The sequence below is a fragment of the Actinomadura meyerae genome (assembly GCF_900188445.1).
Lineage (GTDB): Bacteria > Actinomycetota > Actinomycetes > Streptosporangiales > Streptosporangiaceae > Spirillospora > Spirillospora meyerae.
The window spans coordinates 1-25,791 of sequence record NZ_FZOR01000044.1; the positions used below are offsets into that span (position 1 = coordinate 1).

The following is a 25,791-nucleotide window of genomic DNA, read 5'->3' on the forward strand; positions in this document are numbered from 1 at the left end:
AGGTTCTTCTTCGTCGATGAACCCATCTACCGGAGACCTCACTACTTAGAGATCACGACACACCGTCACACACCCGACTTCGAGACACGCCCTAGTGGGTTGTTGGCGCCGCCAACGGTATGTAGTGTTGGTTGTGCCAATGTTGGACAAGCCAATGAATGAGGTTCGCCGTGGACGATCGTCAGCAGCTTTCCGTGCTGGTCAGCCGCCTGGGGCGGTGGCTGGACGACAAGAGCCCCGGCGACGGGCGCGCTCTATTCACCGAGGACGCGGAGGTGCACACCCCCGGCGGCGTGTCCAAGGGTGTGGACGCTCTCGTCGCGCAGGCGCGCCGCAACCACCAGGTGCCGACCCAGCACTTCATCACCAACCCCCTAGTTGAGGTGGACGGCGACCGAGCCGAGGTCAGCGCGAACCTTTTCGTCGTCTTCGTCCATGAGGGCGGGCCGCGGCTGCTGGGTGAGCGCTACGAGCTGAAGGCCGTCCGTACGCCGGACGGCTGGCGCGTCTCCCGGGTCGAGGCCCGCCCTGTGTGGGACGTAGCGCTCGCCTAAGGGGAGGTGAGTTCGTCCGAGAGCGCGCGCAGGCGGGCACGGGCTTCGAGGTCGTATGCCTGGTCGTTCGCACGGGCTTCCTTGAGGACGTCGAAGAAGCGGCCGGAGACGTCGTCCAGTGCCGGGTCGGTGACGAGGCGATGCGTCGCCTCCAGGCCCTCCTCCAGGGTGCTGACCGGCGACGAGACCATCTTGGTCGGCATGAGCGTGGCCGGGTGCAGGGCGTTCGCGGTGACGCCCGTCCCGGCCAGCTCGCCGGCGAGGTCGAACGTGAACATGATCTGGGCGAGCTTGCTCTGGCAGTACGCCCCGAAGCTCCGGTAGTGGCGGGTGAGCATGACGTCGTCGAAGTCGATCGCCTGCTGGCCGATGCTGCTGACGTTCACGATGCGGGCCGGCGCCGACGAGACCAGGGTCGGCAGCAGCAGGCGGGTCAGCAGGTAGCCGGACAGGTAGTTCACCGCGAACGTCAGCTCGTGGCCGTCCGCGCTCGGCTGCCACGAGTCGGGTCCGCCGATGCCCGCGTTGTTGACCAGCACGTCCAGGCGGGGATGGTCGGCGCGGACGGCCTCGGCGAGCGCCCGCGTCTGGGCGAGCGACGACAGGTCGGCCCGGTACCAGGACGCCCGGCCGCCGATCTCCCGCAGGGTCGCCTCGCCGCGCCGGTCGTCCCGCCCGTGGACGAGCACCGTCGCGCCGTCGGCGGCCAGCCGGGCGGCGAGGGCGCGACCGAGGCCGTCGGTCGCGCCCGTGATGAGGATGGTCTGCTGCTCGATGGGACGCATGCTCCCCATCGTGCCCGGCGGTCCTCCTGCTAAGGGCGGTCGAGGAAGTCCCGGACGAGCCGCACGAACTCGTCCGGCTGCTCCATCATCACGACGTGCCCGGCGTCCAGTTCGGTGTATTCGCTGTCCGTGATGCCTTTCGCCAGCTCCCGGTGGTTCTCGACCGGGACGGTCTGGTCGGCGGTGCAGCCGATCACCAGCGTCGGCGCCTCGATCTTCGTCAGCAGGTTCCGGATGTCGACGCGCCGGACCAGGTCGAGCTGGCGCAGCATCCCGTCCGTGGGGCGCATGAAGCCGTGGAGCTGCTCGGCGCCGTCCTCCCCGATCCGGTTCAGGAACGCCGGGCTGGCGGAGGTGACCGTCCCGAGCCTGGCGAACCCCTCGGGGCTGCCGGTGAGCGTCAGCCACAGGGACATGAGCTGGCGGAGGTACACGTCCTCGCTGTTCGCGAACCCCGCGACGGGGATCAGGCGCCGGACGAGGTCGGGGCGCAGCGCGGCCGCCGCGGTGGCGGTCGGCGCGCCCAGCGAGAAGCCGAGCAGGTCGACCGGGGCGGGGCCGAGGTCCTCGATCACGGCGATGACCTGGTTCGCGAGCGCCTCGATGGTCAGCGGCGCGCCGTCGTCACTGGCGGGATCGGATCCCGCCAGGTCGGGCAGGACCACGGTGCGCCGGTCGGTGAAGCGGTCGGTGATCGCGTCCCACATGACCGAACCGGGGCCGACCCCGTGGACGAGGACGAGGGGAGGGCCGGAGCCCTCCGTCCGGTAGGCGATGGTGGCGTTTCCAACGGTCAGGTTCGTCATGCCTCTGACACTGCCCCCGCGCGCGGCGGATGAGGAGCGGACCGCCCTGGCTAGGACAAGCGGTCCCAGGCTCGGACGGGTGGGAGCGTGGACCATGGAGGCATGGACATGAACCGCCGCGACCTCGCCGACTTCCTCCGCCGCTCGCGGGAGCGGCTGCGGCCGCGGGACGTCGGCCTGGCGGAGGGCCCGCGGCGGCGCACGCCGGGGCTGCGCCGCGAGGAGGTGTCGCAGCTCGCGGGCATGTCCGCGGACTACTACATGCGCCTTGAGCAGGCCCGCAGCCCGCAGCCGTCCGCCCAGCTCCTCGGCGCGCTCGCCCGCGCGCTGCGGCTCACCGCGGACGAGCGCGACCACCTGTACGTCCTCGCAGGTCACCGGCCGCCCGCCGGGCCCTTCGCCGGCGACCACGTCCGGCCGGGCCTGCTGTACCTCCTCGACCGGCTGACCGAGACGCCCGCGCAGATCCTCGGCGACCTCGGCGACCTGCTCGCGCAGAACGCCCTGGCGGAGGCCCTGTTCGGCTGCGTCTGCACCGTGAAGGGATCCGACCGCAACATCGTCTGGCGGTGGTTCACCGACCCGTTCGTCCGAGAGGCGTACCCGCCGGAGGAACGCGACCGCTACAGCCGCCTGCACGTCGCCGACCTGCGCGCGGCCGTCGCGCGGCGCGGTTCCGACGAGGCGGCGCGGGCGCTCGTCCGGCGGCTCCGCGAGGCGAGCGGCGAGTTCGCCGAGCTGTGGGACCTGCACGAGGTCGCCGTCCGCCGCACGAGCCGGATGAGGGTGGTGCACCCGCAGGTCGGGCCGATCGAGTTCGACGCGGAGGTCCTGCTCACGCCGGCCGAGGACCAGCGCCTCGTCGCCTACACCCCGCCGCCGGGCAGTTCGACGCCGGACGCCCTCGCCCTGCTGCGCGTCATCGGCCCCGAGACCGCCCACCGCAGCCACATCTAGCTAGGCGGATGGCTGGGCGGAGGTGCTCCGCAGGCGCCAGAGGGACGTCGTCTCGGCGGCGCGGGCCGCGTGGAGCGGGTCATCCGGGTCGGCGGCGCGCGGGTGGACGGGCCGGGTGTCGAGCCTGCCCGCCACCTCCAGGTCGGACGCGCCGAACAGCGCGCGGAGCTCGTCGCGGGTGCGGAGCCCGAGGTGCTCGGCCAGGTCCGAAAGGATCAGCCAGCCTTCGCCGCCGGGTTCGAGATGGTCGGCGAGGCCGGTGAGGAAGCCGCGCAGCATCCGCCCGCCCGGGTCGTAGACGGCGTGTTCGAGGGGCGAGCTGGGCTTGGCGGGCACCCACGGCGGGTTGCACACGATGAGCCCGGCCCGTCCCGGCGGGAACAGGTCGGCTCGGACGACCTCGACCTGCTTCCCGACCTCCAGCCGGTCGACGTTCTCCTGGGCGCAGGCAAGCGCGCGCGGGTCGAGGTCGGTGGCGACGACGCGTTCCGCGCCGCGACGAGCCAGGACCGCCGCCAGTACGCCCGTACCGGTGCCGATGTCGAACGCCGTCGTCGTGGACGGGAGCGGCGCCTCGTTGACCAGATCGACGTACTCCCCTCTCACCGGGGAGAAGACGCCGTAGTGCGGGTGTATCCGGTCACCGCCCAGCGCAGGGACGGGCACGCCCTTCGTACGCCATTCGTGTGCGCCGATCAGCCCGAGCAACTCGCGCAGTGACGTCACGTAGGGCTGGTCATCCGGCCCGTACGCCTCCGTACAGGCGTCCTGGACGGACGGTGCTCGACGCAGCGGGATCACATGCCCCGGGTCGAGCGGTATGAGCAGCATGCCGAGCGTCCGCGCGCGCTGGGCCCGTGCCTGGCGGTGGAGGTGGAACGCCTGCACCTGGGAGGGTTCCGGCTTGCGCCTGGGACGGCGCGGCGGCCGGTCGATCCGGCGCGCCATCGCACCGAGGAGCTGCCGCGCGTTCTGGAAGTCGCCGCGCCACAGCAGGGCGGTGCCTTCGCAGGCCAGCCGGTAGGCGTCGTCGGCGCGGGTCTCGTCGTCGGCGACCACGACGCGGCGGGGCGGCGCCGCGCTCTCCGAACGCCAGCGGACGCGATGGTCCCGGCCGTCCTCCCGCCAGGAGATCTCGTCCACCCCTGTACCGTATCCGGCGTGCGTCTACCTGGGCCATTGCATGTGCTGAACGAGGGGCTCGCCTTCGTTCTGGAGGTCGCGGCCATCGTCGCGCTGGCCTGGTGGGGCTTCACCACGGGCGGCAACGTCGTCGTCGACATCGTCCTCGGCATCGGGACACCGGTGGCCGCGATGGTCCTGTGGGGTCTGTTCGCCGCGCCGCGCGCCCGGTTCAAGGTCGCGTTGCCGTTCGTCCTCTTGGCCAAGGCCGTCGTCTTCAGCGCGGGTGCACTGGCGTTCTACGGCGTGGGCCATACGACGGTGGCCATCGTGTTCGCCGTTGTGGCTTTCCTCAACACCGCACTGGCCACGTTGGACCGCGAAGCCCACTTTCGTTCGGCCGCCGATTAGGGCTCTTCCGTGGCCAGGTCGGCGCTGGAGCGGCAGGTGGTCGTCTCGGCCAGCTTGCGCAGGGCGGCCTCGGACGACGACCCCGGCTCGGCGGCGTAGAGCATCAGGCGGCTCAGGTCCGGGTCGCCGGGCAGGTGCAGGGTCTCGAACGGCAGGACGAGCCGTCCGGCCTCCGGGTGGTCGATGCGGGCCTCGCCGTGCGTCAGGTCCGACACGTGGTGCGCCGACCACATCCGGTGGAAGTCGGGGCTGCGCTCGCGCAGGCAGTCGATGACCGCGCGCAGGTTCGGGTCGTCCGGGTCCTGGCCGGAGCGGTACCGCAGGTAGGCGGCGTTGCGCCGGGCCACCGTCGGCCAGTTGTCGCCCAGCCGCGCCTTGTAGTCGGGGTTGAGATGGATCTGGTGCGACCAGGTCCGCTCGTCCGGCGGGACGTTCGCCAGGTCGACGAACACGGCGGCGGTGAGCCGGTTCCACGCGACCACGTTCGTGTAGTGCCCGACCACGTACGCGGGCGCGTGTGTGAACGAGTCCAGCAGGTGCTGGAGGGGCGCCCGTAGGCGCGGCTGCGCGGTGAGGGGCGCGCGGCGCGGTGGGTGCGCGAGCCGGTGCAGGTGGGCGTGCTCGTCGCCGTCCAGCCGCAGCGCCCGCGAGATCGCGTCCAGGACGTCGGCGGACACACCGTCCGCAGTCCCCTGCTCCAGCCGGATGTAGTACGCGACGCTGACTCCGGCGAGCTGCGCCAGCTCCTCCCGCCGCAGGCCGGGGACGCGGCGCCGCGTCCCGTAGGTGGGCAGGCCGGCGTCCTCGGGCCGCAGCCGCGCCCTGCGCGACTTGAGGAACTCTCCCAGCTCGCCGTTCCGTGCCATGCCGCAGAGGCTATCCAGCCCGGGGAAGCCCGATTCGGCCTGGAGCCTGCTACTGGGAGTGGTACGAACGAGCGGGGTCTGGGTAGGCGCGCCCGCCGCAGCGAGGGTCTCTTGCATGACCGCATTGACCACCGCCGTGTCCGCCCCTTCGGGGCGGATGTCGTCGCGGCACAAGCTGGTACTGACCCTTCTTCTGGGCGCGCAGTTCATGCTCGCCATCGACTTCTCCATCCTCAACGTGGCGCTGCCGGTCGTCGGCAGTGGCCTGGGCTTCGGGCTGGACGAGCTGCAGTGGATCGCCACGGCGTTCGCCCTTCCCGCCGCCGGGTTCACGCTGCTGTTCGGCCGGGTGGCCGACCTGTTCGGACGGCGCCGAATGCTGCTCGCGGGCATGGCCCTCCTGGCCGGAGGGTCGCTGATCGGCGGGATGGCCGCGTCGCCGGCGATGCTGCTGACCGGCCGGGTCCTGCAGGGGCTCGCCACGGCGATCGCCACACCGGCGGCCCTGTCGCTGATCACGACGTCGTTCCCGGAGGGCCCGCTCCGGACGCGCGCGCTCGGGCTGAGCGGCGCCCTCATGTCCGCCGGGTTCACGGTCGGCGCGATCCTCGGCGGCGTCCTCACCGACCTGCTGAGCTGGCGCTGGGCGTTCCTGATCAACGTGCCGGTCGCGGTGCTGATCCTCGCCGTGACGCCCGCCGTCATCGCGGAGAGCCGGTCCCGGGACGGGGCCAGGCTGGACGTCCCGGGGGCGGTGACCGTGACCGGCGGGCTGCTCGCCCTCGTCTACGGGATCACCTCCGCCGGCTCGTCCGGCTGGGGCTCGCCGCCCGCGCTCGGCGCCCTCGCCGCCGCCGCGCTGCTGCTCGTCGCGTTCGTCCTAGTCGAGCGGCGCGCGACGGCTCCGCTCGCGCCGCTGCGGGTGCTGACCCGCCGGACGGTCGCCTGGGGCAACGTGGCCGGGTTCGTCGCCTTCGCCACCGAGACGTCGCTGGTGTTCCTGATGACCCTCTACCTCCAGAAGGTCCTGGACTTCTCGCCGCTCGCGACCGGGCTCGCGCTCGGCGTGCTCGGCGCCGGGACGTTCGCCGGCGGCGTCGCCGCTCCCCGGATCATGGGCCGGCTCGGCGGCCGGGCGACGCTGGTCGCCGGGCTCGTCCTGCAGGCCGCCGCGACCGCCGCGCTGCTCGGCCTCGGCGAGTCGCGCGGCTCCCTCGGCCTGCTGCTCGCCGCGACCGCGATAGGCGGGTTCGGGAACCTCGTCGCGATCGTCGCGTTCATGGGAACCGCGACGTCCGGGCTGCCGGACGCCGAGCAGGGCCTCGCGACCGGCCTCGCCACGATGACGCAGCAGGTCGCCATCACCCTCGGCATCCCGGTGATGAGCGCGGTCGCCACGGCGCACGCGTCCGTCCTCGGCGGCCTGCGCCTCGCTACCGCCGTGAACGCCCTGATCGCCCTCGCGGGCGCGGCCCTCGTCGGGTCGTTCCTGCGCCGCCCCGCCCGGTGAAGGAGACCGCCATGGACCTCGAACTCGACGGCAGGGTCTACCTCGTCACCGGTGCGTCCGCCGGGATCGGCGCGGCCACCGCCCGGCTGCTCGCGAGCGAGGGCGCCCGCGTCGTCGGCATCGCCCGCTCGTCCGCCGACGTGGCCGCCGACCTCACCGACCCCGCCGCCGCGCAGCGGGCCGTGGACGCGGCCCTGGAGCGGCACGGGCGGCTGGACGGCCTGGTCAACAACGCGGGCGCCCTCGAATCCCGGATCGGCTTCCTGGACGTGACCGATGAGCAGTGGCACGCGACGTTCGAGCTGAACTTCCACGCCGCCGTGCGCATGGCCCGCGCCGCGCTGCCCGCCCTGATCGACCAGGGAGCGGGGAGCATCGTGCACGTCTCCAGCGAAGCCGGGAGATTTCCCGACACTCCGCTGGTCGACTATGCCGCGTCCAAGACGGCGCTTCTGTCGGTGTCCAAGACGCTGGCGGGGGAGTTCGGCCGCTGCGGCATCCGCTCCAACGTTGTCACGCCCGGCCCCACGCGCACGAGGCTCTGGGACGAGCCAGGAGGGTTCGCCGACCAACTGGCCGCCCAGTACGGCCTTCCGGTGGAGGAGGCGATCGAAAGGTTCGTCCAGGAGGAACGGAGGCTTCCAACAGGACGCCTTGGCACGCCCCAGGACGTCGCCCGTGTCATCGCCTATCTGCTCTCACCGCTGGCCGCTCAGGTAACGGGCGCTGAATGGACGGTAGACGGCGGAGCACTACGCCAACTCTGAGGAACGGTGACGACAGTGTGCCGGACGCCGTGCGGGCGTCCGGCACACTCCCTCGTTCAGGCCGGGACCTTGTCGAGGAACCCCGTCACCCGGTCGAACCGGCCGTCGTCCCCGAAGACGGCCACATCGAAGCCGGCGGCGATCGCCTCCCCGCCCTCCGGGCCGAGCTCCCAGGTGAAGCGGGCCACGTTGTGGTGCGCGTCCACCGGGCCCGCCGGACGGAACACCAGCCCGGGGAACTGCTGCTGCGCGGCGCCGATGAACGCGTCGATGGCGTCCCGCCCCTCGGCCACCCCGAGCGGGTCGACATAGGCCGGGTTCTCCGTCCACAGTTCGTCGATCGCGGCGCGGCGCGCGGCCGGGTCCTTCTCGTTCCAGATCGCCAGGTAGCGCTCGACCCGCTGCTGAACATCGCTCATGTCATGACTCCCGTCTGATCGACCGGGTTCGTTCCCCCGGCGACCCTCACGCTGCCAGCGCGCGAGCGGAAGATCGATTACGTGGGAGGTCATGTACCCGCGACGTCATGCCCGCCCTCACCCGACCGCGACCGCGGCGACCGCGGCCCGCCGGTGACCATGATGTCGTTTTCTCGCTAGTGGAGGGCCATCGCCATCGTCGATGCTGGAGGCATGCACGATGACGTGGAGAGGTGCGTGCGGGCCGTCCAGTCGAAGGACGCCCGCTTCGACGGGTGGTTCTTCACCGGGGTGGTGACGACCGGTATCTACTGCCGTCCCAGCTGCCCGGTGGTCCCGCCCAAGCCGGAGAACATGCGCTTCTACCCCAGTGCCGCCGCCGCGCAGCAGGCGGGCTTCCGGGCCTGCAAGCGCTGCCGGCCCGACACCTCCCCCGGCTCGCCCGAGTGGAACCACAGGGCGGACGTCGTCGCGCGGGCCATGCGCCTCATCGCGGACGGTGTCGTCGACCGGGAGGGCGTACCGGGCCTCGCCGGACGCCTCGGCTACAGCACGCGCCAGATCGAGCGGCAGCTCAACGCCGAACTGGGCGCGGGCCCGCTCGCCCTGGCACGGGCCCAGCGCGCGCAGACGGCGCGGCTCCTCATCGAAACGACGTCCCTGCCGATGGGGGACGTCGCGTTCGCGGCGGGGTTCGCGAGCATCCGGGCCTTCAACGACACCGTCCGGGAAGTGTTCGCGCTCACGCCCACCGCACTGCGCGACCGTGTCGCCAAGGGGCATCCCCCGGCCGGGTCCGGGGTCCTCGCCCTGCGGCTGCCGTTCCGTGCACCGCTCTGCCCGGACAACCTCTTCGGCCACCTCACCGCCACCGCGGTCCCGGGCGTGGAGGAGTGGCGCGACGGCGCGTTCCGCCGCGCCATGCGGCTGCCCCACGGGCACGGCATCGCGACCCTGCGGCCCCAGCCCGACCACGTCGCCTGCACGCTCAGCCTCAGCGACCTGCGCGACCTGACCATCGCGATCAGCCGCTGCCGCTGGATGCTCGACCTGGACGCCGACCCCGTCGCCGTGGACGACCTGCTCCGCACCGACCCCGTCCTGGCACCGCTGGTCGACAAGGCCCCCGGACGGCGCGTCCCCCGCACCGTGGACGGGCCCGAGTTCGCCGTGCGGGCCGTCCTGGGGCAGCAGGTCTCCACTGCCGCCGCCCGCACCCATGCTGGACGCCTGGTCACCGCCTATGGCGACCCCATAGACGACCCGGGCGGCGGTCTCACGCACCTGTTCCCGACACCGTCCGCACTGGCGGGGCTCGACCCGGAGACGCTCGCCTTCCCCAAGACCCGGCGCACCACCCTCACCACCCTGGTCAGCGCACTCGCGGACGGCGACATCGACCTCGGTGTGGGGAGCGACTGGGAGGAGGCCCGCGCGCGCCTGGCCGCCCTACCCGGCTTCGGCCCGTGGACCGTCGAGACCATCGCGATGCGCGCCCTCGGTGACCCGGACGCGTTCATCCCGAGCGACCTGGGGATCAGAGCCGCCGCCAAGTACCTGGACCTCCCCTCGACCCCCGCCGCCCTCGCCAGGCGCGCCGCTCCATGGCGCCCTTGGCGCGCGTATGCCGTCCAGTACCTGTGGGCGACGAGCGACCATCCCATCAACCTGCTTCCCGCGCACTGAACAGCACATTGAGGAACCTCATGACTTCACACATCGTCCTGGACAGCCCCGTCGGCCCCCTCACCCTGGTGGCCGAGGACGGTGGCCTGTCCGGGCTCTACATGGAGAAGCAGCGGCACCTTCCGTCCGAGGGGACCTTCGGCGCGCCCGGCGACCCGGACACCGAACCCTTCGCGACCGCCGCCAGGCAGCTCGACGCGTACTTCGCCGGAGAACTCACCGAGTTCGACGTCCCGCTCAACCTGCGCGGGACGCCTTTCCAGCAGCGCGTCTGGGCGGCGCTCCAGGAGATCCCCTACGGCCGGACCACGACGTACGGCGAACTCGCCGCCGAGATCGGCAGCCCGACGGCGTCCCGCGCGGTCGGCCTCGCGAACGGGCGCAACCCGGTCAGCGTGATCGTCCCCTGCCACCGCGTCGTCGGCTCCACCGGCTCCCTGACCGGCTACGGGGGCGGCCTCGACCGCAAGCGCCACCTCCTCGACTTCGAACTCAGGACGCGCACCGCCGCGAGCGAGGCGACCCTCTTCTGACGTGTCCTGTCAGACCCGCGGGTTACGGTGCGAGACGTACACGCTCACCGTGGGAAGGCTGATCGAGGTGGAGTTCCGAGTCGAACGGCAGACGCTCGCCGACGCCGTGGCGTGGGCGGCGCGGACGCTCCCGACGCGTCCCGCCCTCCCCGTCCTGGCGGGCATGCTCATCGAGGTGACCGACAAGGGCGAGCTCACCCTCGCCGGGTTCGACTACGAGGTGTCGGCGCACGCGCGCGAGGACGCCGACGTCGCCGAGCCGGGCAGGGTGCTCGTCCCCGGCAGGCTGCTGTCGGACATCGTCCGCAACCTCCCGCCGCACCCCGTGGAGGTGTTCACCAAGGGCTCGGAGGTCGTGGTCCGCTGCGGCCCCGCAGAGTTCGGCCTGCTGACGCTGCCCGTCGAGGACTACCCCACCCTGCCCGAGGCGCCCGCGCGCGCCGGCACCCTCCCGGGCGACCTGTTCGCCGCCGCGGTCGCCCAGGTCACCCCGGCCGCCGGGCGCGACGACACGCTGCCCATGCTCACCGGCGTCCGCATCGACATCGAGGGCGACACGATGTGGCTGGCCTGCACCGACCGCTACCGCATCGCCGCACGCGAGCTCACCTGGTCGCCCGACGACCCCGCCTTCACCGCGGGCGTCGTCGTGCCCGCCCGCACCCTCGCCGACACCGCCAAGGCGATCAGGCGCGGCGCGGAGGTCGCGATCAGCCTCGGCGGCTCGGGCGACAGCCTCATCGGCGTCTCCGGCGGCGGCCGCAGCATGACCAGCCGCCTGCTGGACGACCAGTACATCAACTACCGGTCCCGGCTCACCGGCACCTGGACGTCCGTCGCCGAGATCCGCGTCGCGCCGTTCGTCGAGGCGATCAAGCGCGCCGCCCTGGTGACCGAGCGCGGTACCCCGATCCGGCTGGCCTTCACCGCCGACGAGGTCCGCATCCGCGCCGCCACCGGCGACTCCGCCCGCGCCAACGAGGCCCTGCCCGCGTCCCTCACCGGCGACGACATCGACATCGCGTTCGCCCCGCAGTTCCTCCTGGACGGCCTCGCGGGCATCGACACCGAGTACGCCCGCCTCGAATGCGCGGGCCCCACCAAGGCCGCCCTGCTCACCGCCATCCCCGACAAGAAGGACGACGAGGACGCCCCCGCCGAGACCGGGGCCGACACCGGGTACCGCTACCTGGCCATGCCCGTCCGCCTGACCTCCTGACCCGGCTCACCCTTCCCCTCCGGCACGGACCGCAGGACGGCGGCCATCAGCGCCACGCCTACGACGATGCCCACCAGGTGCTCGACGACCGCCACCGGCATGTACTCGGCGCTGATGAAGCCGCCGGGCCGGAGGATCACCATCGGCAGCTTCCAGGCGCTCCACGCGAACAGCGACCCCGAAGCCGCGAAGGCCAAGGCCATCGGGATCCATCGCGGCAGCCGGGCGGGCCGGCCGCGCGTGAGCGCCCGGACGCTCCACGCGCCGAGCAGCGCCCACAGCGCCGAGCTGCCGTTCAGCAGCCGCCCGTTCAGATCCCAGTGATCGCGGTGGGCGGGGTCGAGACCGGTCGTCCCGCCCAGCGCCCAGTACGACCAGAGCAACCCCAGCGCGCAGGCCGCCGCGCCCGCCACCACGACCACCGGCGACGGACGACCGGGCCTGTCACCCACCCATCCGGTGAAGGCCCTCGGCCACCGCTCCCGCAGATAGACCGGCACCGCCACGGCCAGCCCGGCGGCCATTCCGGTGAAGCCGACCGTGAGGAAGACCGTCTCCCACTGCGGGACCGAGGCGGAGTCGCCCGAGTCCGACCCGCCCCCGCCCGAGTCGGCCCCGAACGCGCCGAGCACCCCGCTGAGCAGCGCGTACGGGAGCATCGGAACCAGGAAGCCCGACCCCACCCAGGAGAAGAAGACGACCGGAACTGCCGGGAGCCGCCGCCCCCACGGCTGAGCCAACGCCAGCCCCAGCGCGATGCCGGTCACCGCCATCACCACGGTGACGGTGTTCAGCGCCACCCAGCCGGAGGTACCGAAGTCGTCCGGACGGTGCCCCAGCAAGGCCGCCGCGACCCACACCACCTTGACGACGAGATACAGCGCCATGCTGGTGGCCGCGCCGTAGCCGGCGAGCCTGCCCACCGTGCTCCACCGCGTGCCCGCCCGAAAATCTGCCGCACCGTGCATCCGGACTCCCCGCTCAGACCCGACCGTTAACGGCGAGCCTTCAGGAGCCGCCCGTCCCGCAGGACCCGCCACGGGACGAAATGCAGCGGATCCGCTCCCCCGCCCGGGGGAGGCGAGCCGGGGCCGTGCCCGGGGGCTAAAGGTCCAGGACGGCGAGGATGAAGCGCACCTCGCCATCTCCCGCGTTGCCGTACGAGTGGGGACGGTCGCCGACGAACACGGCCGCCGCCCCCTCCTCGACGAGGTCCGTACGGCCGTCCACCCCGAGCGTCAGCGTGCCCTGCCGCACGTAGACGATCTCCTTGGTGCCGGGCACGTGCGCGTCGCTCTCGCGTGTCTCGCCGGGTTGCAGCACCCAGTCCCACAGCTCCAGCGACGGCCTCGGGTCGCTCCCGGCCAGCAGCGTCCCCGTCCCGCCGTGCTCGCCCTGCCACAGGACGACATGCCGCTCCGGCCGGAACATCCGCACCGGCGGCTCCTCCTCCACCTGCACGAGCCGCGTCAGCGGGACGCCGAGCGCGTCCGAGATGCGGATGAGCGTGCCCAGGTTCGGGTTGCCGCGCCCCTGCTCCAGCCCGACCAGAACGCCCTTGCTGACCCCGGCGCGTCCGGCCAGCTCGTCCAGGCTCCACCCGTGACCGGCCCGCAGCGCGCGCACGGTCCGCGCGACGGCCTCCCCGATCGCCTCCTGCTCGCTCAAGCGTCCTCCCGGCCCGGTCCGCATCGTCTTCGCCCCACCGCGCCCCAGTCTCCCGCAGAGCCGCTCCAATGCCGTCCCCGCCGGCCGGGCGCGCATCACGTCCACAGGGGCTCGACCGCAGCCTGACGGCGCCGCGCGTTAGTTGGGCGAGGCACCGGCCGGTCGGTATAGTGGTATGGCTGTTTCATTAAAGTGACCGCATGGGGGTTCGAGGATGTTGGAGCAGGTCGTCGTCGACGAAGCCGTGCGGGAGTTGCGTCCCGACTTCGCCGTGCTCGTGATGACCGCCGAAGGGCTGGTGAACGGGCCCGGGGACGCGGAGTCGGAGGGGTGGCTGGCCGAGGCGGCGGCGAAGGCCGACCCCGCGGACCCGCACGTCGAGGCGTGGCGCGAGGCGTACCGGGCGTTCGGCGCCAAGCCGCAGCGGACGCGCCCGTCGGTGGACGCCCTGCTCCGCCGGGCGGACGCGCTCCCGTCCATCAACAAGGTCGTGGACGCCTACAACGCCGTGAGCGTCGAGTACGCGCTGCCGATCGGCGGCGAGGACCTCGACGCCTACCGGGGCCCGGCGCGGCTGGTCCGGGCGGCGGGCGACGAGCCGTTCGACGTGGTCGCGGGCGGGGAGCCCGCCGTGGAGCACCCGAACGCGGGCGAGGTCGTGTGGCGCGACGACGCCGGCGTGACGTGCCGCCGGTGGAACTGGCGCCAGTGCGTCCGGACGCGCCTGACCGAGGACACCAAGAACGGCCTGTTCCTCCTGGAGAGTCTGGCGCCGTACCCGATGGACCGGCTGGCCGAGGCGGGCGACCGGCTCGCGGGGCTGCTCCGCACGATCTCACCGGACGTGCGGATCGGAAGCCGGCTGCTCGGCGGGCGGTGATGGTCACCGTCCTCGCACTGAGCGCGGCGCTCGCCTACGGGGTCGCCGACTTCCTCGGCGGCGCCGTCGCGCGCAAGTCCACGGCGCTGAAGGCGCTGATCTGGTGCGTCCCGGTCGGGCTCGCGGTGGTGCTGGCCGCCGCCCTGCTCACCGGCGGCGGCGCGAGCCCCGGGCCGCTGGCGTGGGGCTTCGCGGCCGGGATCAGCGGCGGCGCCGGCCTGATCGCGTTCTACCGCGCCCTGGCGCGCGGCCCGATGAGCGTGGTGGCGCCGGTGTCGGCCCTCGCGGCGGCGGTGCTGCCGGTCGCGGTCGGCATCGCGAAGGGCGAGCGGCTCGACGCGTCCGTCCTCGCCGGGGTCCTGCTGTGCCTCATCGCGATCGGGCTGGTCAGCATGGAGGCCGGGGACGGCCGGGAGACCGCCTCGGGCAGCCTGCTGGACTCCGGCCCCATCATGGCCGCCGTCTCCGGAACCTGCTTCGGCGTGTTCTTCGTCCTGCTGGAGACGGCGGGGGACGGCAGCGGCCTGTGGCCCATCGTCGGCGCCCGGGTCGGCAACCTGGTCATCGTGGCCGCGGCGGTGCTGTTCCTGGTCGGACGCGGCCGTGACCTCGGGCCGCGCGTGTCCGGGCGCACACTGATCGGGCTGGCGATGCTGTCCGGGAGCCTGGACGCGGGCGCGAACGTCCTGTACTTCCTCGCGGTGCACGAGGGCATGCTGAGCCTGGCCGCCGTCCTCACCTCGCTCTACCCGGCGATCACGGTGCTGCTGGCGCGGATCGCCTACAGCGAGCGGCTGCGCGCCGTCCAGCGCGTGGGCCTCCTCGTCGCCGCGGCCGGCGTGGCCCTGGTCACGGCCGGCTGACCCACCAGAACGGGCACGACGCCACGAGAAGCACGAGAACACGAGAAAGGGCCGCGACGCCATGTCGCGGCCCTTCGTTGCGAGCGGTGGTGGTGGGATTCGAACCCACGGAAGGTTGCCCTTCACACGCTTTCGAGGTCTGCGGTTCTCCGTCCACCTAAGATCGCCGGAGTACTCCCGCACCCACCCAAGCCCTGGTCAACCCCACGCAGAACCAACCGCCGCCCGTGGCCAGACGCCCATGAACGTCCCCGAACGGACCCCCAGTCGGCGACCAACTGAGACTAGATCTGAGACTGATCGACACCCGCTCCGGCTCCAGATGAGCTAAGCCAACGGATCTACAGTCAGCACCGCTGAACTCTCCTGACCTGCATCCTCCCGCGTTCTGACCAATGCCCCCGCCTGCCCGCTATACCGAGACGCTCTCCACCTGCTCAGGACGAATTGGCCGGGTGGACCGCGTCCCGCTGGGGCTAGGAGACTCCTTGGAAGACATGCCGCCGGACGGATGCGCTGACCTGTGTCTTCAACGAGTTCGGCCAGGAAAGCGGCTACCTGCTGGTATTTCGCTATAGGTGCTTTCGTCCCCCTTCAGGGAGATCCATCAGTGTCCTGTGGTCGCAGTGTCTCGCTAACCAGCCAGTCAAGTTCGGTAGATCGATAGGCACTGGCTGATTTCGCAATAGTCGGAAAACGGCAGCCAGTTTCTCAACGGAAGCGGAGCGGTTCTTCAGGTGTCGCCTAAAGGTAGAGCCTCGCGGCGGTCCAGCCCTCCCCTCCGGTAACGTAAAGGCATGAGCGACGAAGTGCCGGCTACTACCTCCAGCGACGCGAGCAACTCACAGCCGGCGGCCATACGAGGCCCCCATGCCTGGCTGAACTGGCAGGCATGGCGCGTCGGGCAACCGCGCCGTGTCAACTCACGCACGCATACCTCGGAAGTTCGACCGCTCTGGGAGGAGTTCGGCCTCTACTCTGACGTCCGGATCAGCGGCGCCCTTCGTCTCGGCCCATATGAGATTCTCCAGGGGTTTCCACCTGAACACGGCGTGCCTGGTGCCCGACTGATGCTTGTTCTGCGGGCTCATGATCACTTGCTCGACGCCATGCCTGAGGCACGAGGGTACGAAGAGCAGGAAATCACGGTTTATGCAGGCGGAGACTTGGGCGAACAGATTGCCTCACTTTTGGCGCTGGCACTCGCACGGCGCGTTCGGTCTGGCGGCGTCACTCGGATCGCCTTTGAAGATGACCCTCACGGACAGCCTATGGCGATCCATCACTACGCCCCGACCCTCGAAGCGCGCCGTCTTCGGCAGATGCTCCCGGCTGCATGTGATGATACGCGGTTGGCGGATGCCGAGTGCTACCTCAACACCTTCGCGGGCGTGGCATCTCCTGATGCGGTGGCCATCATGCGCGCAGCTCGTCAATACGCCGATGCGCTGTGGTGGGCCGACCTGGACCCTCGAATCAGCTGGATCAAGTTGTTCGGGGCGCTGGAAGCCGCCGCTGACCGCTGGGACGTAGGAGTTCGGCCCGACTCAATAGTGCAGCTGGAGCGGCGGCACAAGGGTATGTATAACAGGCTGTCGAAGAAGGTGCCCGATGCGCTGCCGCTTGTAGCAAAGTCGATCTCAGGTACCCTCGGCGCCGAGGGCAAGCTTATTGATTTTGCCCTCACTTACGCGCCTCCTCCACCTGCAACGCGTCCCGAGTTTGGACTTATGGATTGGGACAATCTCGAAGTCGCGCTCCGCGTGCTTTACGATCACCGCTCTCGCGATTTGCATGGCGGCATCCCATTTCCGGAGCCACTGTGCAGCCCGCCCCTCACCGATAGCAACGACTACGCCGCTGAAGCCTTTCCGGGGATGGGTGCCACTAGTGGGGGAGGCAGTTGGCCAGCTGATCGACTGCCGATGTACCTGCACACCTTCGCCTACATCACCGGTGAAGTCCTGCGTAGTTGGTGGCTTGGCTTGCCGACTGACACGAAGCCGGAACAGGTCCACACCCGCTGACGACCGGCCAAGGGCTACTCCCGACGATCTTCCGTTCGCCCTCCGGTAGCATTCAAGATGCGTTGAAAATGGCAGTCGTTAACGCAATGCGCGTGCCGAATGCCTAGAAGTGCTTTCCGGCGTTTCGAGAACCACTCTCGAAGGTCCAGACGTTGAGGACCCCGAACCAGCAGAACCGTCGTGGGCGCCTTGCCTCGCTGATCACTTGCGAAATCCTCCTCCTTTGAACGGAAAGGGTCCCGTCCTGTGCTTTCCAAAAGCCTTGTGAGACTTGGGTGCCGTGAACGCCTGGGATTAGATTCTCATGGCTGATTCGCCCATTGGAGTAGGCGAGCAAACCATCCAGGGCGGCGGACGCGACCCTCGCACACGGCCATCTCATCTTCGAAGCAATTAATGACCGGAATTGGATAGTGAAAGAACTGTGACCGGCTCTGAAAGCCGTCTTCGCGCCACTCGTAGCGAACTCCGATTGAACCAACGTATGCTGCCATCGCATAACGGACGAACCGGCTGACATCTCTGTCGAGTTCCACGTAATCTGGACTGATCGACAGGCCGCTTTTGTAGAGCTTATGGATCGTGTCGGTTGTGATCAGAGCCATGTGTGCGTCTGGCATATCCGTGGCGCCGTTCAGAAAATTACGGAGAGAGATGGGCACCGGAAGGCCTGCACGCACCATGCGGCAACCGAAGTGCTTACCGTAGTACCGCGCGAGGTTGAGTGCGGACTCCTCCCATTCAGATCCGAATACCTGTTGAAGCTCAATTCCCGGCATTGGGCGCAGCCAGGTTTCGCCGACATAGCGCGAGTAGACATCGTATGCCTTGTCGAAGGGCTTGGACTGACTGGTATTACATGGTTCACACAGAGACTTCGGGAATTTGATCACTCCATAGCGATCCCGTTTTACTCCGCTCTTTCCTCTAATTTCTCGCGTGTTACCGTCCCCGGTCCCCCAGAGAAGAAGACTTCCGTCACCCATGAGACGGGTCAGATCGGTGCGCTTGAACTTGTGTTCACCTGTAGTGGCCGGTTGTTCTTGACACCACCAACACATCTCGGGTGCCGGGACTTGGAGATGCGCGAGCGCATCGGGCCCCAGCAGGGGGCGCCGCTCGGAGGTCCGGTCTGACATGTCTCCATTGAACACCTTCGGCAGGAGCGCGTCCCAATGATTATTGGGACGCGAGCCGAACCACCCTGCGGGGGAAAGAGAACCTCGTGTGCGCCCGGTAGTCGCTGCCAGTGGTCGTAAGCCTGTGTTGCGGCACTCCCTGCTGGACTTCCGGACCACGACCAGGATGTCCAGCCTCCAACGGTCGGGCAACCACTTGCCCGGCCACCCAACGATGGGAGCCCAACCGATCCGAGGACAAGCCGACCCGGAGCGCAGTGAAACGACCACCGTAAGTGGCGCGTCAGTAACTTAACCCTGGCCCCGCATGGCACGCAGCCATACGCAGTAATCGTCACCCATAGCTAGCTCTCGTCCAGCGCAGTCTTCCTATGCAGTGAGGCGAGATGCCCAAGGATCTCCCTGATCTCCCGTGCGGTCTCGACATAAGTCAGAGCTTCACCCGGTGTCGGGGTGTGTTGGCCATGTGCTACGGAGTTTCTAAGTGCGCGCAGTTCTCTGATCGGCTTGAGGATACTGCCTGGGATTATGCGACGTTCGACCATCAAGAGGACCATGTTGGTAGGCTGCACTCTTGCGCTACGCCCCATGCGTTCAGGAGCATCGGCTCGGCTTATATTTTCCAGATCGTGGAGTTGGAAGAGAACATGTATCGAACGTTCAACCTCCGACCACGCTTGCATCACTGCGCCTGAAGGGGCCTCCTGCACCAACAGAAGAAGCCCTGCATCAGGATTGGCCTGGAGTTGCTGCTCGTCCGCTGGTCTGGCGGGCTCTAGTCCTCGTGGTTTCTGGCTTGCATCTTCCGGAGCGGCGAGACCTTCGACCTGTTCTTCAACCTCAGCAAGCTGCTCGCCGAACGTGAGAGTGCCGCCGAGGCCTTCATAAGACGTCAACCTGCTGATGGCTGCCCTAATGGGACGGCGAAACATCAGCACCGCGATCAGTCCGAAGAGTGGCCAATCAAGCAACTCTCCCATGACTTTGATGACGAACTCTTGCCACGGCATGACCACAAGGATGCCGCAACATGGGCACCTGGGGAGGGGGTTCGCCCGTATTGCGCGTTCTTGACCAGGAGGTCCGGGCGGAGACCGGGCGAACCAAGTCGAAGGCCGGACGCCGAATGATCGGGCCACCCGCGCCGCTCCTGGAGCTTCTCAAGGCGCACAAGGCTCAGCAGGACGCCGAGCGTGAGCACGCGCGGCAACTCTGGGCCGACAAGGGATACGTCTTCACCAAGCCAGACGGGGAGCCGCTCAACCCCTTCACGGACTATCACGAATGGAAAGACCTCCTCGTGACGGCTGGCCTCCGCGAGGCTCGGTTGCACGACGCTCGGCACACGGCCGCGACGGTCCTCCTCATCCTGGGAGTGCCGACGCCGACCGCGATGGCCATCATGGGATGGTCGAGCGCCTCCATGGCCAAGCGGTACCAGCACATGAGCGACGTCATCCGGAGCGACGTCGCGGAGCGCGTGGCGGGGCTCCTCTGGGAGCCGACCGAGGACCAGGACGACGACCCTGAAGGGGGCCAGGAGACGGCCTAGCGGCATCAACTGAGACTAGAAAGCGCAGAGGGCGGGACCGTCGGTCCCGCCCTCTAGACGTTTGGCCAGATGAACAGCCATCTGGGGTGGCGGTGGTGGTGGGATTCGAACCCACGGAAGGTTGCCCTTCACACGCTTTCGAGGCGTGCGCCCTCGTCCACTAGGCGACACCACCGCGGGAGAGCCTACCCGACTCTGCGGCGCGCGAAGAACTCGATAAGCGGTGCGGCGCACTCCTCGGCCATCAGTTCGGCGATCACCTCGGGCCGGTGGTTGAGGCGGCGGTCCCGGACGACGTCCCACAGCGAGCCGATCGCGCCCGCCTTCGCGTCGACCGCCCCGTACACGATCCGGTCGACGCGCGCCTGGACGGACGCCCCCGCGCACATCGTGCAGGGCTCCAGCGTGACGACCAGCGTGCAGCCGGACAGCCGCCACGTCCCGAGGGACGCCGCCGCCTCCCGCATGGCGACGATCTCCGCGTGCCCGGTCGGGTCGGCGGACGCCTCGCGGTCGTTGCGGCCGGTGCCGATGACCTCGCGGGACGCGTCGAGCACGACCGCGCCGACGGGGATCTCCCCGGCCTCGCCCGCGGCGCGCGCCTCGTCCAGCGCCCGCAGCATCGCCGGGACGTACCGCGCGAGCACGGGGTCGGTCACCCCGCCCGCCGGCTCGGTCGCGTTCGGCTCGGTCGCGTTCGGCTCTGAGGCGCTCGGCTCAGTCACGGAGGCGGTCGAATTCCTCGCCGAAGCCGGCCTGCTCGGCGACCGCGAGGAGCGCGTCGCCGGGCAGCGCGCGCTCGCCGAGGTCGGCGAGCCGCTTGGCCTCGACGCCGAGGTCCTCCAGCAGTTCCGGGTCGCCGCCGGAGTCGCCGTCGGGGACCTCACCGACGAGCTGCTGGAACAGCGAGCCGAGCCCGTCCTCGCGGACGGTGGACACGTAGGCGCGGGGCTCGTCCTGCCCGTCCAGCCGGACGACCGCGAACCAGTCGTCGTCCTGCTCGATCAGCAGCAGCACCGGGTCGCCGTAGGACTCGACGGCCGCCTCGCGCATCAGGTCGGCGATGTCGTCGACATGGTCCGCCTCGGCGAGCGCGGCCTCGGCGCCGACCCAGCCCTGCGGGGTGCGCGCGAAAACGGCGGCGAAGTAGGACACGTGCTCATTGTGACCCACGGGGATGTCGCGGTCACACCCTCGTGCGCGGTCGGATCCGGACACCGGTCCCCGCGGACGGTTGTGAATAAACTTCGGGTTCTGTCCGGTGGCGGACGGCCGCCGTCCTTCCCGCGCGTCCCGGAAGTCCGGATACTGCACAGCGGTCCCCATCCGGGAGGAACGCCATGAGCGCGGACGAACTGAGCAGGCGCGGGTTTCTGGCGGGAACGGCGGGCGCCGCGGCGATCCTGGCGGCGGGCGCCGCCGGAGGCTCCTCCACCGAGGCCCATGCCGCCCAGCTCGCCGCGGCGAAACGGGCACCCGTCGGCGAACTCCCCGACCCGGAGGAGTCCGGCATCGACCACATCGTGGTCGTGATGATGGAGAACCGGTCCTTCGACCACTACATGGGCTGGCTCCCGGGCGCGGACGGCCGCCAGGCCGGGCTCACCTTCACCGACGCCGACGGCAACGAGCACGCCACCCACCACCTGAAGGCGCCGTGGGGCTGCGGGTTCCAGGACCCCGACCACTCCTACGCGGGCGGACGCGTCGAGTACAACGACGGCAAATGCGACGGATGGCTGCGGGCCGGGAACAACGACGTGTTCTCCATCGGCTACTACGAGGCCCCCGACCTCGGCTTCCACGGCCGCGCCGCCCTCGACTGGACGGTCTGCGACCGCTACTTCCCCGCGATCATGTCGTCCACGTTCCCCAACCGGATCTACCAGCACGCGGCGCAGACCGACCGGATCTCCAACGCGCTGACGATCTCCGAGACCACCACCATCTGGGACAGGCTGAAGGCCAAGGGCGTCTCGTGCCGCTACTACTTCAGCGACGTCCCGTTCACCGCGCTCTGGGGGCTCCGCCACCTCGACATCAGCCGGAGCATCTGGGAATTCCGCGCCGACGCCCGCGCCGGGCGGCTGCCCGCGGTCAGCTTCGTCGAGCCCGGCTTCCTCGGCGAGATCTTCCTGCCGGGCATGTCCGAGGACGAGCACCCGCTCGCCGACATCCGGTTCGGACAGGCGTTCCTCAACGAGGTCTACACCGCGCTCGTCACCTCGCCGAACTGGCCGCGCACCCTCTTCGTGATCAACTACGACGAGTGGGGCGGGTTCTTCGACCACGTCCCGCCGCCCACCGGCCCCGACCCGCGGCCCGACCTCGGCACCGGGCTGCGCGGCTTCCGCGTCCCGTGCCTGCTGATCTCGCCGCGCGCGCGGCGCGGCGCCATCGCGCACGAGGTGTACGACCACACGTCCGTGCTGAAGGCGATCGAGTGGCGCTGGGGCCTGGAGCCGCTGACCGTGCGGGACGCCGCCGCCCGCAACATCGCCGAGGTGCTCGACTTCACCAGCCCGCCCGACACGCGCGCGCCCCGCTACGACGCCAAGCGCCCCATCAGCCTCGGCTGCCTGGACCCGGGCCACAGCCACACGGGCGACGACTGGGCCGGCCTGTACGACTACGCCCGCACCCACGGCTTCCCGGCGTCCGCCTGACCGCGCACGCACCGGGCCGGCCGCGGGGGATCAGGGGACGGCGTCGAGGGCGCGCTCGAAGGCCTGGGCGAAGCCGATCCGGCCCGCGATGCTGAGCAGCATCTCGTCCGGGTACAGCTCCAGGTCGCCGGAGATCGCGCCGAGCTCCATCTCGTCCAGCCCCAGGTCGGCGAAGATCGACATGTCGCCGACCGGGAGGACCTGGTCGAGCTCCTCGTCGTCGGGGATCGGGATGTCCAGGTAGTCGAGCACCTGGCCGGCCAGCGGCCAGTCGACCGAGGCCGTGACGTCCGACAGGAACACCATGACGTCATCGCCGAGGAGCCGGATCGCGACGAAGAAGTCGTCGCCGACCGAGACCAGCCCGACCGTGCCGCCGAGGCTCGGCTGCTGCCGCAGGGCGTGGATCAGCCCCGCGAGGTCCTCGGTCAGCGCCACCGGGAGGATCTCGGCCTCCCAGCGCTCGTCTTCCCGGTACACCACGACGGCGAAGTCCGTCGCGTCCACATCCGTCATTTCCACCCCACCGGCGCGTCTCCTGCCAGGGCATGGTCGCAGATGCGGCGCGCAGACGCGTGCCCCACCGTCAAACTCGGCGCCGTCCCCGGCGGTCAAACCGGGAGCAGACGCCACGTACTGGTACCTGGCGCCAAGAACCTATCCAATCCGCATCAATTGATGCGGAAGGTGCGCCGGCGCAGGGCCGCGTGGATCCGCGCGCGGCGGGACCGGTGCGGCGTCACCCGGGCGCGCAGCTCGCGGGCCTCCGCCAGCTCGCGCAGGAACACGGCGCGGCGCCGCAGATGCTCGCGCACCTGCTCGGGGGAGATGTCGCCCTGCGGGCCGGGGCGCGCGGGGGGCTCCTTGCCTGTGACTTCGGTCACCGCGGCGTCCGATGCGGGGGAAGCGGCCTTGGGGGCGGCCTCAGAGGCGCTCTCGCAGGAGGCGGTGCCGGGAGCGGGGGCGGCGGGTTCGGAGGGTCGGGGAGCGGTGGGGGCGGGCGGGGGCGCGGCCTCCTGCGACGGGCCCGGCGGTCCGGCCGGACGGCGGGAGGCGGGCGCGCCGGACGCGGATTCGCGCGGTCCCGCGGGTCCCCTCGGCTGGTGCTCGCTCTCGCTGTTCATACCGCCATACTGCCCAGCTCAGCGGCGTCCTATCCTAGATCGGCAGGGTCCGGCCGACTCGTCCGGGTGGGCTACGGTGACCCCATGCAGACCCTCGCCGTCGACCACCCCCTCGTCGCGCACAAGCTCACCACGCTGCGGGACGTCCGCACCGACTCCCCCACCTTCCGGCGCCTGGCGGACGAGCTGGTCACCCTGCTCGCCTACGAGGCCACCCGCGACGTCCGCGTGGCCGAGGCCACCGTCCGGACCCCGCTCGTCGAGACGCACGGCGTCCAGCTGGCGAGCCCGAAGCCGCTCGTCGTGCCGATCCTGCGCGCCGGGCTCGGGATGCTGGACGGGATGACCCGGCTGCTCCCCACCGCCGAGGTCGGGTTCCTCGGCATGATCCGCGACGAGGGCACGCTGCAGGCCCAGACGTACGCGACCCGCCTGCCCGACGACCTGTCCGGGCGGCAGTGCTACGTCCTGGACCCGATGCTCGCCACCGGCGGGACGCTCGCCGCCGCGATCCGGCTGCTGATCGACCGCGGCGCCGACCACGTCACCGCGATCTGCCTGCTCGCCGCGCCCGAGGGCCTGCGGTACCTGGAGGAGGCGTTCGCCGACATCTCCGCGCCGATCCGGGTGGTCACCGCCGCGATCGACTCGCACCTCGACGAGCAGGGCTTCATCATGCCCGGCCTCGGGGACGCGGGGGACCGCCTGTACGGCGTCGTCTGACCCGCCCCGGCCGGGCGCGGCCGCCCGCGCCGGAACCCCGCCGGCACCGGCGAAGCCGACGTGACCTGCGATGTTCGATCCCCCGCGCAGGGGGTACCACTCGGAGGACGGAACGCGTGCGCGTTCCCTCCGCCGTCCCGGCACAGGGGACCGTCAACGGACCGGGCGGCGCGAGCTAGTTCGAGTCGAGGTCACACGATGGCTCACCACGGGGACGATCTGCCGCGCTACGCCGCGATCGGCGAGCGGCTCACCGAGGAGTTCGACGGGGTGCACGGCGCCGACACGGTGGAGAGGTGCGTCTCCGCCGCCCGCTACGGCGCCGAAGAGGTGACGGGGTCGGCGCCGACCGACCTCGTGGAGCGCATCGCGCGCCGCCACCTGGAGGTGCTCGCGACCGTCGCGGCCGAGAAGCGCCGCAAGGCGAGGTCATCGCTGGACAACGCGCCATAGCCGAAGTCCGGTGGCGGCAACGCGCCACTTCCCTTGCTTTGCCGGTCGGACACGCTGTGCGAAACTGAACCGGGGTCCGTGGGTCGACGCTCCGGGAGGCAGCCGTGCCCGCAAAGAAGTACATGACATGGGCCGCCGTGGCCTTCGTGGCGTTCTACGTCATCCAGCAGCCGGACGGCGCGGCGCGGTCGGTCGAGACGGCGGCCAACGGCATCGCGTCCGCCGCAGGTTCCCTGGCCACCTTCGTCAACGCACTCGCCTGAGGCCCGGATGAGACTCGTCACCCCCGGAGACTCCGCCCCCGCGTCCGTCAACAAGTACCTCCTCCCGCACGAGAACCAGGTGATCACGGTGCGCCGGCATCCGGCCGTGCTGATGGTCCCGGTCGGGCTCCTCCTCGGCGGCCTGATCGTCGCGGGCGTGCTGAGCAACACCGTCGCCGACGCCGGGGCGGTGATCAGCTGGATCTGGTGGGGCTGGCTGATCCTGCTCGCCTGGTTCGTGTGGCGCGTCGCGGAGTGGTCGGTCGACTACTTCGTCATCACCAACCAGCGGATGCTGCTGACCACCGGGCTCATCACCCGCAAGGTCGCGATGATGCCGCTGGCCAAGGTCACCGACATGAGCTTCAAGCGGACGATCGCGGGCCGCATGCTCGGCTACGGCGAGTTCATCCTGGAGTCCGCCGGCCAGGACCAGGCGCTCACCAATGTCGACTACCTGCCCTACCCCGAGCAGCTGTACCTCGAAGTCTGCGAGATGATCTTCCCCAACAAGAACCCGGAGCCGGTGGAGAAGACCCTCCCGCCGCCCCCGCCGCCGCGCCGGCCGAAGAAGACCGAGGACGTCCCCGCGGCGCCCGGCCCCCAGGACGGCCCCGAGCCCGAGGCGTGACCCCGTCGCCGGCGCATGCGGGACGGCCCTGAGACGGCCTGGTGACGGCCGTGGGGCGGCCCTGGGATCGGCCGTCGGGATGGCCGGAAAGCGCGGCGGACTGGTCAATATCGGCGGTGGCCGAGATCTTGTCGGCCCGTTCGGATACCGTCGGAGAGGTGACAGAC

At 70.5% G+C, this 25,791-nt stretch carries 29 protein-coding genes, 2 tRNA genes and 1 pseudogene; 17 read left to right on the plus strand and 15 right to left on the minus strand.

Annotation, left to right across the window (positions count from 1 at the left end):
- Positions 1 to 170: 170 nt before the first annotated feature.
- On the plus strand, positions 171 to 554 hold the full coding sequence (locus tag CHF16_RS32370) for a nuclear transport factor 2 family protein (protein ID WP_245869630.1): 384 nt from the start codon (positions 171 to 173) through the stop codon (positions 552 to 554).
- On the opposite strand, the gene CHF16_RS32375 is transcribed toward CHF16_RS32370, so the two are convergent.
- Together CHF16_RS32375 and CHF16_RS32380 are read right to left on the minus strand one after the other, a co-directional pair.
- On the minus strand, positions 551 to 1,339 hold the full coding sequence (locus CHF16_RS32375) for an SDR family NAD(P)-dependent oxidoreductase (RefSeq protein ID WP_089329974.1): 789 nt from the start codon (positions 1,337 to 1,339) through the stop codon (positions 551 to 553). The genes CHF16_RS32370 and CHF16_RS32375 overlap by 4 nt on opposite strands.
- A gap of 29 nt (positions 1,340 to 1,368) precedes the next feature.
- Positions 1,369 to 2,145 carry an alpha/beta fold hydrolase gene (locus CHF16_RS32380; protein WP_089329975.1) on the minus strand — a complete coding sequence of 259 codons (777 nt, stop codon included), beginning with the start codon at positions 2,143 to 2,145 and terminating at the stop codon, positions 1,369 to 1,371.
- Between the two features lie 102 nt (positions 2,146 to 2,247).
- On the opposite strand from CHF16_RS32380, the gene CHF16_RS32385 reads away from it, so the two are divergent.
- Positions 2,248 to 3,102 (plus strand): helix-turn-helix transcriptional regulator, encoded by an 855-nt coding sequence (locus CHF16_RS32385; RefSeq protein ID WP_089329976.1) that lies wholly within the window; start codon positions 2,248 to 2,250, stop codon positions 3,100 to 3,102.
- On the opposite strand, the gene CHF16_RS32390 is transcribed toward CHF16_RS32385, so the two are convergent.
- Positions 3,103 to 4,245, minus strand: coding sequence for a methyltransferase (locus CHF16_RS32390; protein WP_089329977.1), 1,143 nt, complete (start codon positions 4,243 to 4,245; stop codon positions 3,103 to 3,105). It lies immediately after the preceding gene.
- Positions 4,246 to 4,263: 18 nt separating this feature from the next.
- Between CHF16_RS32390 and CHF16_RS32395 the strand changes: the two genes are divergently transcribed.
- On the plus strand, positions 4,264 to 4,635 hold the full coding sequence (locus tag CHF16_RS32395; RefSeq protein ID WP_245869631.1) for a YrdB family protein: 372 nt from the start codon (positions 4,264 to 4,266) through the stop codon (positions 4,633 to 4,635).
- On the opposite strand, the gene CHF16_RS32400 is transcribed toward CHF16_RS32395, so the two are convergent.
- On the minus strand, positions 4,632 to 5,501 hold the full coding sequence (locus CHF16_RS32400) for a helix-turn-helix domain-containing protein (RefSeq protein WP_089329979.1): 870 nt from the start codon (positions 5,499 to 5,501) through the stop codon (positions 4,632 to 4,634). The genes CHF16_RS32395 and CHF16_RS32400 overlap by 4 nt on opposite strands.
- A 115-nt stretch (positions 5,502 to 5,616) precedes the next feature.
- Here CHF16_RS32400 and CHF16_RS32405 point away from each other — a divergent pair, with 115 nt between their 5' ends.
- Together CHF16_RS32405 and CHF16_RS32410 are read left to right on the plus strand one after the other, a co-directional pair.
- The gene (locus tag CHF16_RS32405; RefSeq protein WP_089329980.1) at positions 5,617 to 7,011 is read left to right on the plus strand and encodes an MFS transporter; all 1,395 of its coding nucleotides are present in this window, start codon (positions 5,617 to 5,619) and stop codon (positions 7,009 to 7,011) included.
- A gap of 11 nt (positions 7,012 to 7,022) precedes the next feature.
- Positions 7,023 to 7,778 (plus strand): SDR family NAD(P)-dependent oxidoreductase, encoded by a 756-nt coding sequence (locus CHF16_RS32410; RefSeq protein WP_089329981.1) that lies wholly within the window; start codon positions 7,023 to 7,025, stop codon positions 7,776 to 7,778.
- Positions 7,779 to 7,834: 56 nt separating this feature from the next.
- On the opposite strand, the gene CHF16_RS32415 is transcribed toward CHF16_RS32410, so the two are convergent.
- Complete coding sequence (locus CHF16_RS32415) at positions 7,835 to 8,197, minus strand: nuclear transport factor 2 family protein (protein ID WP_089329982.1); 363 nt, start codon at positions 8,195 to 8,197, stop codon at positions 7,835 to 7,837.
- 213 nt (positions 8,198 to 8,410) lie between these two features.
- On the opposite strand from CHF16_RS32415, the gene CHF16_RS32420 reads away from it, so the two are divergent.
- The 3 genes from CHF16_RS32420 to dnaN all read left to right on the plus strand — a co-directional run bounded on the left by CHF16_RS32420 (position 8,411) and on the right by dnaN (position 11,635).
- Positions 8,411 to 9,883, plus strand: a complete 1,473-nt coding sequence (locus tag CHF16_RS32420; RefSeq protein ID WP_089329983.1) for an AlkA N-terminal domain-containing protein — start codon at positions 8,411 to 8,413, stop codon at positions 9,881 to 9,883.
- 20 nt (positions 9,884 to 9,903) lie between these two features.
- Positions 9,904 to 10,416 carry a methylated-DNA--[protein]-cysteine S-methyltransferase gene (locus CHF16_RS32425; RefSeq protein WP_089329984.1) on the plus strand — a complete coding sequence of 171 codons (513 nt, stop codon included), beginning with the start codon at positions 9,904 to 9,906 and terminating at the stop codon, positions 10,414 to 10,416.
- Between the two features lie 67 nt (positions 10,417 to 10,483).
- Positions 10,484 to 11,635: a DNA polymerase III subunit beta gene (gene dnaN, locus CHF16_RS32430; protein WP_089329985.1), complete on the plus strand. Its 1,152-nt coding sequence runs from the start codon at positions 10,484 to 10,486 to the stop codon at positions 11,633 to 11,635.
- Here the strand turns inward: dnaN and CHF16_RS32435 are convergent.
- Together CHF16_RS32435 and CHF16_RS32440 are read right to left on the minus strand one after the other, a co-directional pair.
- Entirely contained in the window at positions 11,602 to 12,558 is a 957-nt protein-coding gene (locus CHF16_RS32435; RefSeq protein ID WP_218826948.1) for a hypothetical protein, read from the minus strand. The genes dnaN and CHF16_RS32435 overlap by 34 nt on opposite strands.
- A gap of 181 nt (positions 12,559 to 12,739) precedes the next feature.
- Positions 12,740 to 13,303, minus strand: coding sequence for a helix-turn-helix domain-containing protein (locus CHF16_RS32440; protein WP_089329987.1), 564 nt, complete (start codon positions 13,301 to 13,303; stop codon positions 12,740 to 12,742).
- A gap of 214 nt (positions 13,304 to 13,517) precedes the next feature.
- Here CHF16_RS32440 and CHF16_RS32445 point away from each other — a divergent pair, with 214 nt between their 5' ends.
- Together CHF16_RS32445 and CHF16_RS32450 are read left to right on the plus strand one after the other, a co-directional pair.
- Complete coding sequence (locus CHF16_RS32445) at positions 13,518 to 14,183, plus strand: B3/B4 domain-containing protein (protein ID WP_089329988.1); 666 nt, start codon at positions 13,518 to 13,520, stop codon at positions 14,181 to 14,183.
- Positions 14,183 to 15,046, plus strand: coding sequence for an EamA family transporter (locus CHF16_RS32450; RefSeq protein ID WP_089329989.1), 864 nt, complete (start codon positions 14,183 to 14,185; stop codon positions 15,044 to 15,046). The genes CHF16_RS32445 and CHF16_RS32450 overlap by 1 nt, the downstream gene beginning before the upstream one ends.
- An 87-nt stretch (positions 15,047 to 15,133) precedes the next feature.
- Here the strand turns inward: CHF16_RS32450 and CHF16_RS40580 are convergent.
- Positions 15,134 to 15,210 (minus strand) — tRNA-Ser (locus tag CHF16_RS40580).
- A gap of 633 nt (positions 15,211 to 15,843) precedes the next feature.
- Here CHF16_RS40580 and CHF16_RS39800 point away from each other — a divergent pair.
- Positions 15,844 to 17,073, plus strand: a complete 1,230-nt coding sequence (locus CHF16_RS39800; RefSeq protein ID WP_143228202.1) for a hypothetical protein — start codon at positions 15,844 to 15,846, stop codon at positions 17,071 to 17,073.
- A 302-nt stretch (positions 17,074 to 17,375) separates the two neighbouring features.
- On the opposite strand, the gene CHF16_RS32455 is transcribed toward CHF16_RS39800, so the two are convergent.
- Positions 17,376 to 18,212, minus strand: a complete 837-nt coding sequence (locus CHF16_RS32455) for a hypothetical protein (RefSeq protein WP_089329990.1) — start codon at positions 18,210 to 18,212, stop codon at positions 17,376 to 17,378.
- Positions 18,213 to 18,556: 344 nt separating this feature from the next.
- Positions 18,557 to 19,222, minus strand: coding sequence for a hypothetical protein (locus tag CHF16_RS39805; protein WP_143228203.1), 666 nt, complete (start codon positions 19,220 to 19,222; stop codon positions 18,557 to 18,559).
- Positions 19,223 to 19,242: 20 nt separating this feature from the next.
- Here CHF16_RS39805 and CHF16_RS32460 point away from each other — a divergent pair, with 20 nt between their 5' ends.
- Entirely contained in the window at positions 19,243 to 19,764 is a 522-nt protein-coding gene (locus CHF16_RS32460; protein ID WP_089329991.1) for a tyrosine-type recombinase/integrase, read from the plus strand.
- A gap of 87 nt (positions 19,765 to 19,851) precedes the next feature.
- Here CHF16_RS32460 and CHF16_RS32465 read toward each other — a convergent pair.
- The 3 genes from CHF16_RS32465 to CHF16_RS32475 all read right to left on the minus strand — a co-directional run bounded on the left by CHF16_RS32465 (position 19,852) and on the right by CHF16_RS32475 (position 20,919).
- Positions 19,852 to 19,939, minus strand: a tRNA-Ser gene (locus CHF16_RS32465).
- 10 nt (positions 19,940 to 19,949) lie between these two features.
- Positions 19,950 to 20,387 (minus strand): tRNA adenosine(34) deaminase TadA, encoded by a 438-nt coding sequence (gene tadA, locus CHF16_RS32470; RefSeq protein ID WP_089330043.1) that lies wholly within the window; start codon positions 20,385 to 20,387, stop codon positions 19,950 to 19,952.
- 94 nt (positions 20,388 to 20,481) lie between these two features.
- Complete coding sequence (locus CHF16_RS32475) at positions 20,482 to 20,919, minus strand: tRNA adenosine deaminase-associated protein (RefSeq protein WP_089329992.1); 438 nt, start codon at positions 20,917 to 20,919, stop codon at positions 20,482 to 20,484.
- Positions 20,920 to 21,104: 185 nt separating this feature from the next.
- On the opposite strand from CHF16_RS32475, the gene CHF16_RS32480 reads away from it, so the two are divergent.
- Positions 21,105 to 22,430, plus strand: coding sequence for an alkaline phosphatase family protein (locus CHF16_RS32480; protein ID WP_089329993.1), 1,326 nt, complete (start codon positions 21,105 to 21,107; stop codon positions 22,428 to 22,430).
- A 30-nt stretch (positions 22,431 to 22,460) separates the two neighbouring features.
- Here CHF16_RS32480 and CHF16_RS32485 read toward each other — a convergent pair whose 3' ends face one another.
- Positions 22,461 to 22,946 (minus strand): tRNA adenosine deaminase-associated protein, encoded by a 486-nt coding sequence (locus CHF16_RS32485; RefSeq protein WP_089329994.1) that lies wholly within the window; start codon positions 22,944 to 22,946, stop codon positions 22,461 to 22,463.
- A gap of 155 nt (positions 22,947 to 23,101) precedes the next feature.
- Positions 23,102 to 23,314, minus strand: a complete 213-nt coding sequence (locus CHF16_RS32490) for a hypothetical protein (RefSeq protein WP_089329995.1) — start codon at positions 23,312 to 23,314, stop codon at positions 23,102 to 23,104.
- Positions 23,315 to 23,638: 324 nt separating this feature from the next.
- Between CHF16_RS32490 and upp the strand changes: the two genes are divergently transcribed.
- The 4 genes and pseudogenes from upp to CHF16_RS32505 all read left to right on the plus strand — a co-directional run.
- Positions 23,639 to 24,277: a uracil phosphoribosyltransferase gene (upp, locus tag CHF16_RS32495; protein ID WP_089329996.1), complete on the plus strand. Its 639-nt coding sequence runs from the start codon at positions 23,639 to 23,641 to the stop codon at positions 24,275 to 24,277.
- Positions 24,278 to 24,475: 198 nt separating this feature from the next.
- Positions 24,476 to 24,730: a hypothetical protein gene (locus tag CHF16_RS32500; protein ID WP_089329997.1), complete on the plus strand. Its 255-nt coding sequence runs from the start codon at positions 24,476 to 24,478 to the stop codon at positions 24,728 to 24,730.
- A 104-nt stretch (positions 24,731 to 24,834) separates the two neighbouring features.
- Positions 24,835 to 24,993, plus strand: a complete 159-nt coding sequence (locus CHF16_RS40585) for a hypothetical protein (protein WP_179271812.1) — start codon at positions 24,835 to 24,837, stop codon at positions 24,991 to 24,993.
- Positions 24,994 to 25,000: 7 nt separating this feature from the next.
- A pseudogene (locus CHF16_RS32505) lies at positions 25,001 to 25,507 on the plus strand (PH domain-containing protein); the annotation flags it as partial.
- Between the last annotated feature and the right edge of the window lie 284 nt (positions 25,508 to 25,791).

Excerpts from the sequence above, each read along its gene's own strand:
- CHF16_RS32405 (WP_089329980.1), top strand. The coding sequence starts at position 5,617 with ATGACCGCATTGACCACCGCCGTGTCCGCCCCTTCGGGGCGGATGTCG.
- CHF16_RS32420 (WP_089329983.1), top strand. The coding sequence starts at position 8,411 with ATGCACGATGACGTGGAGAGGTGCGTGCGGGCCGTCCAGTCGAAGGAC.
- CHF16_RS32455 (WP_089329990.1), bottom strand. The coding sequence starts at position 18,212 with ATGTCAGACCGGACCTCCGAGCGGCGCCCCCTGCTGGGGCCCGATGCG.
- CHF16_RS32485 (WP_089329994.1), bottom strand. The coding sequence starts at position 22,946 with ATGACGGATGTGGACGCGACGGACTTCGCCGTCGTGGTGTACCGGGAA.
- CHF16_RS32460 (WP_089329991.1), top strand. The coding sequence starts at position 19,243 with ATGGGCACCTGGGGAGGGGGTTCGCCCGTATTGCGCGTTCTTGACCAG.
- CHF16_RS32385 (WP_089329976.1), top strand. The coding sequence starts at position 2,248 with ATGGACATGAACCGCCGCGACCTCGCCGACTTCCTCCGCCGCTCGCGG.
- CHF16_RS39800 (WP_143228202.1), top strand. The coding sequence starts at position 15,844 with ATGAGCGACGAAGTGCCGGCTACTACCTCCAGCGACGCGAGCAACTCA.
- CHF16_RS32500 (WP_089329997.1), top strand. The coding sequence starts at position 24,476 with ATGGCTCACCACGGGGACGATCTGCCGCGCTACGCCGCGATCGGCGAG.
- CHF16_RS32400 (WP_089329979.1), bottom strand. The coding sequence starts at position 5,501 with ATGGCACGGAACGGCGAGCTGGGAGAGTTCCTCAAGTCGCGCAGGGCG.
- CHF16_RS32410 (WP_089329981.1), top strand. The coding sequence starts at position 7,023 with ATGGACCTCGAACTCGACGGCAGGGTCTACCTCGTCACCGGTGCGTCC.
- CHF16_RS32375 (WP_089329974.1), bottom strand. The coding sequence starts at position 1,339 with ATGCGTCCCATCGAGCAGCAGACCATCCTCATCACGGGCGCGACCGAC.
- upp (WP_089329996.1), top strand. The coding sequence starts at position 23,639 with ATGCAGACCCTCGCCGTCGACCACCCCCTCGTCGCGCACAAGCTCACC.
- CHF16_RS39805 (WP_143228203.1), bottom strand. The coding sequence starts at position 19,222 with ATGCCGTGGCAAGAGTTCGTCATCAAAGTCATGGGAGAGTTGCTTGAT.
- CHF16_RS32425 (WP_089329984.1), top strand. The coding sequence starts at position 9,904 with ATGACTTCACACATCGTCCTGGACAGCCCCGTCGGCCCCCTCACCCTG.
- CHF16_RS32450 (WP_089329989.1), top strand. The coding sequence starts at position 14,183 with ATGGTCACCGTCCTCGCACTGAGCGCGGCGCTCGCCTACGGGGTCGCC.
- CHF16_RS32380 (WP_089329975.1), bottom strand. The coding sequence starts at position 2,145 with ATGACGAACCTGACCGTTGGAAACGCCACCATCGCCTACCGGACGGAG.
- tadA (WP_089330043.1), bottom strand. The coding sequence starts at position 20,387 with ATGCTGCGGGCGCTGGACGAGGCGCGCGCCGCGGGCGAGGCCGGGGAG.
- CHF16_RS32445 (WP_089329988.1), top strand. The coding sequence starts at position 13,518 with ATGTTGGAGCAGGTCGTCGTCGACGAAGCCGTGCGGGAGTTGCGTCCC.
- CHF16_RS32480 (WP_089329993.1), top strand. The coding sequence starts at position 21,105 with ATGAGCGCGGACGAACTGAGCAGGCGCGGGTTTCTGGCGGGAACGGCG.
- CHF16_RS32415 (WP_089329982.1), bottom strand. The coding sequence starts at position 8,197 with ATGAGCGATGTTCAGCAGCGGGTCGAGCGCTACCTGGCGATCTGGAAC.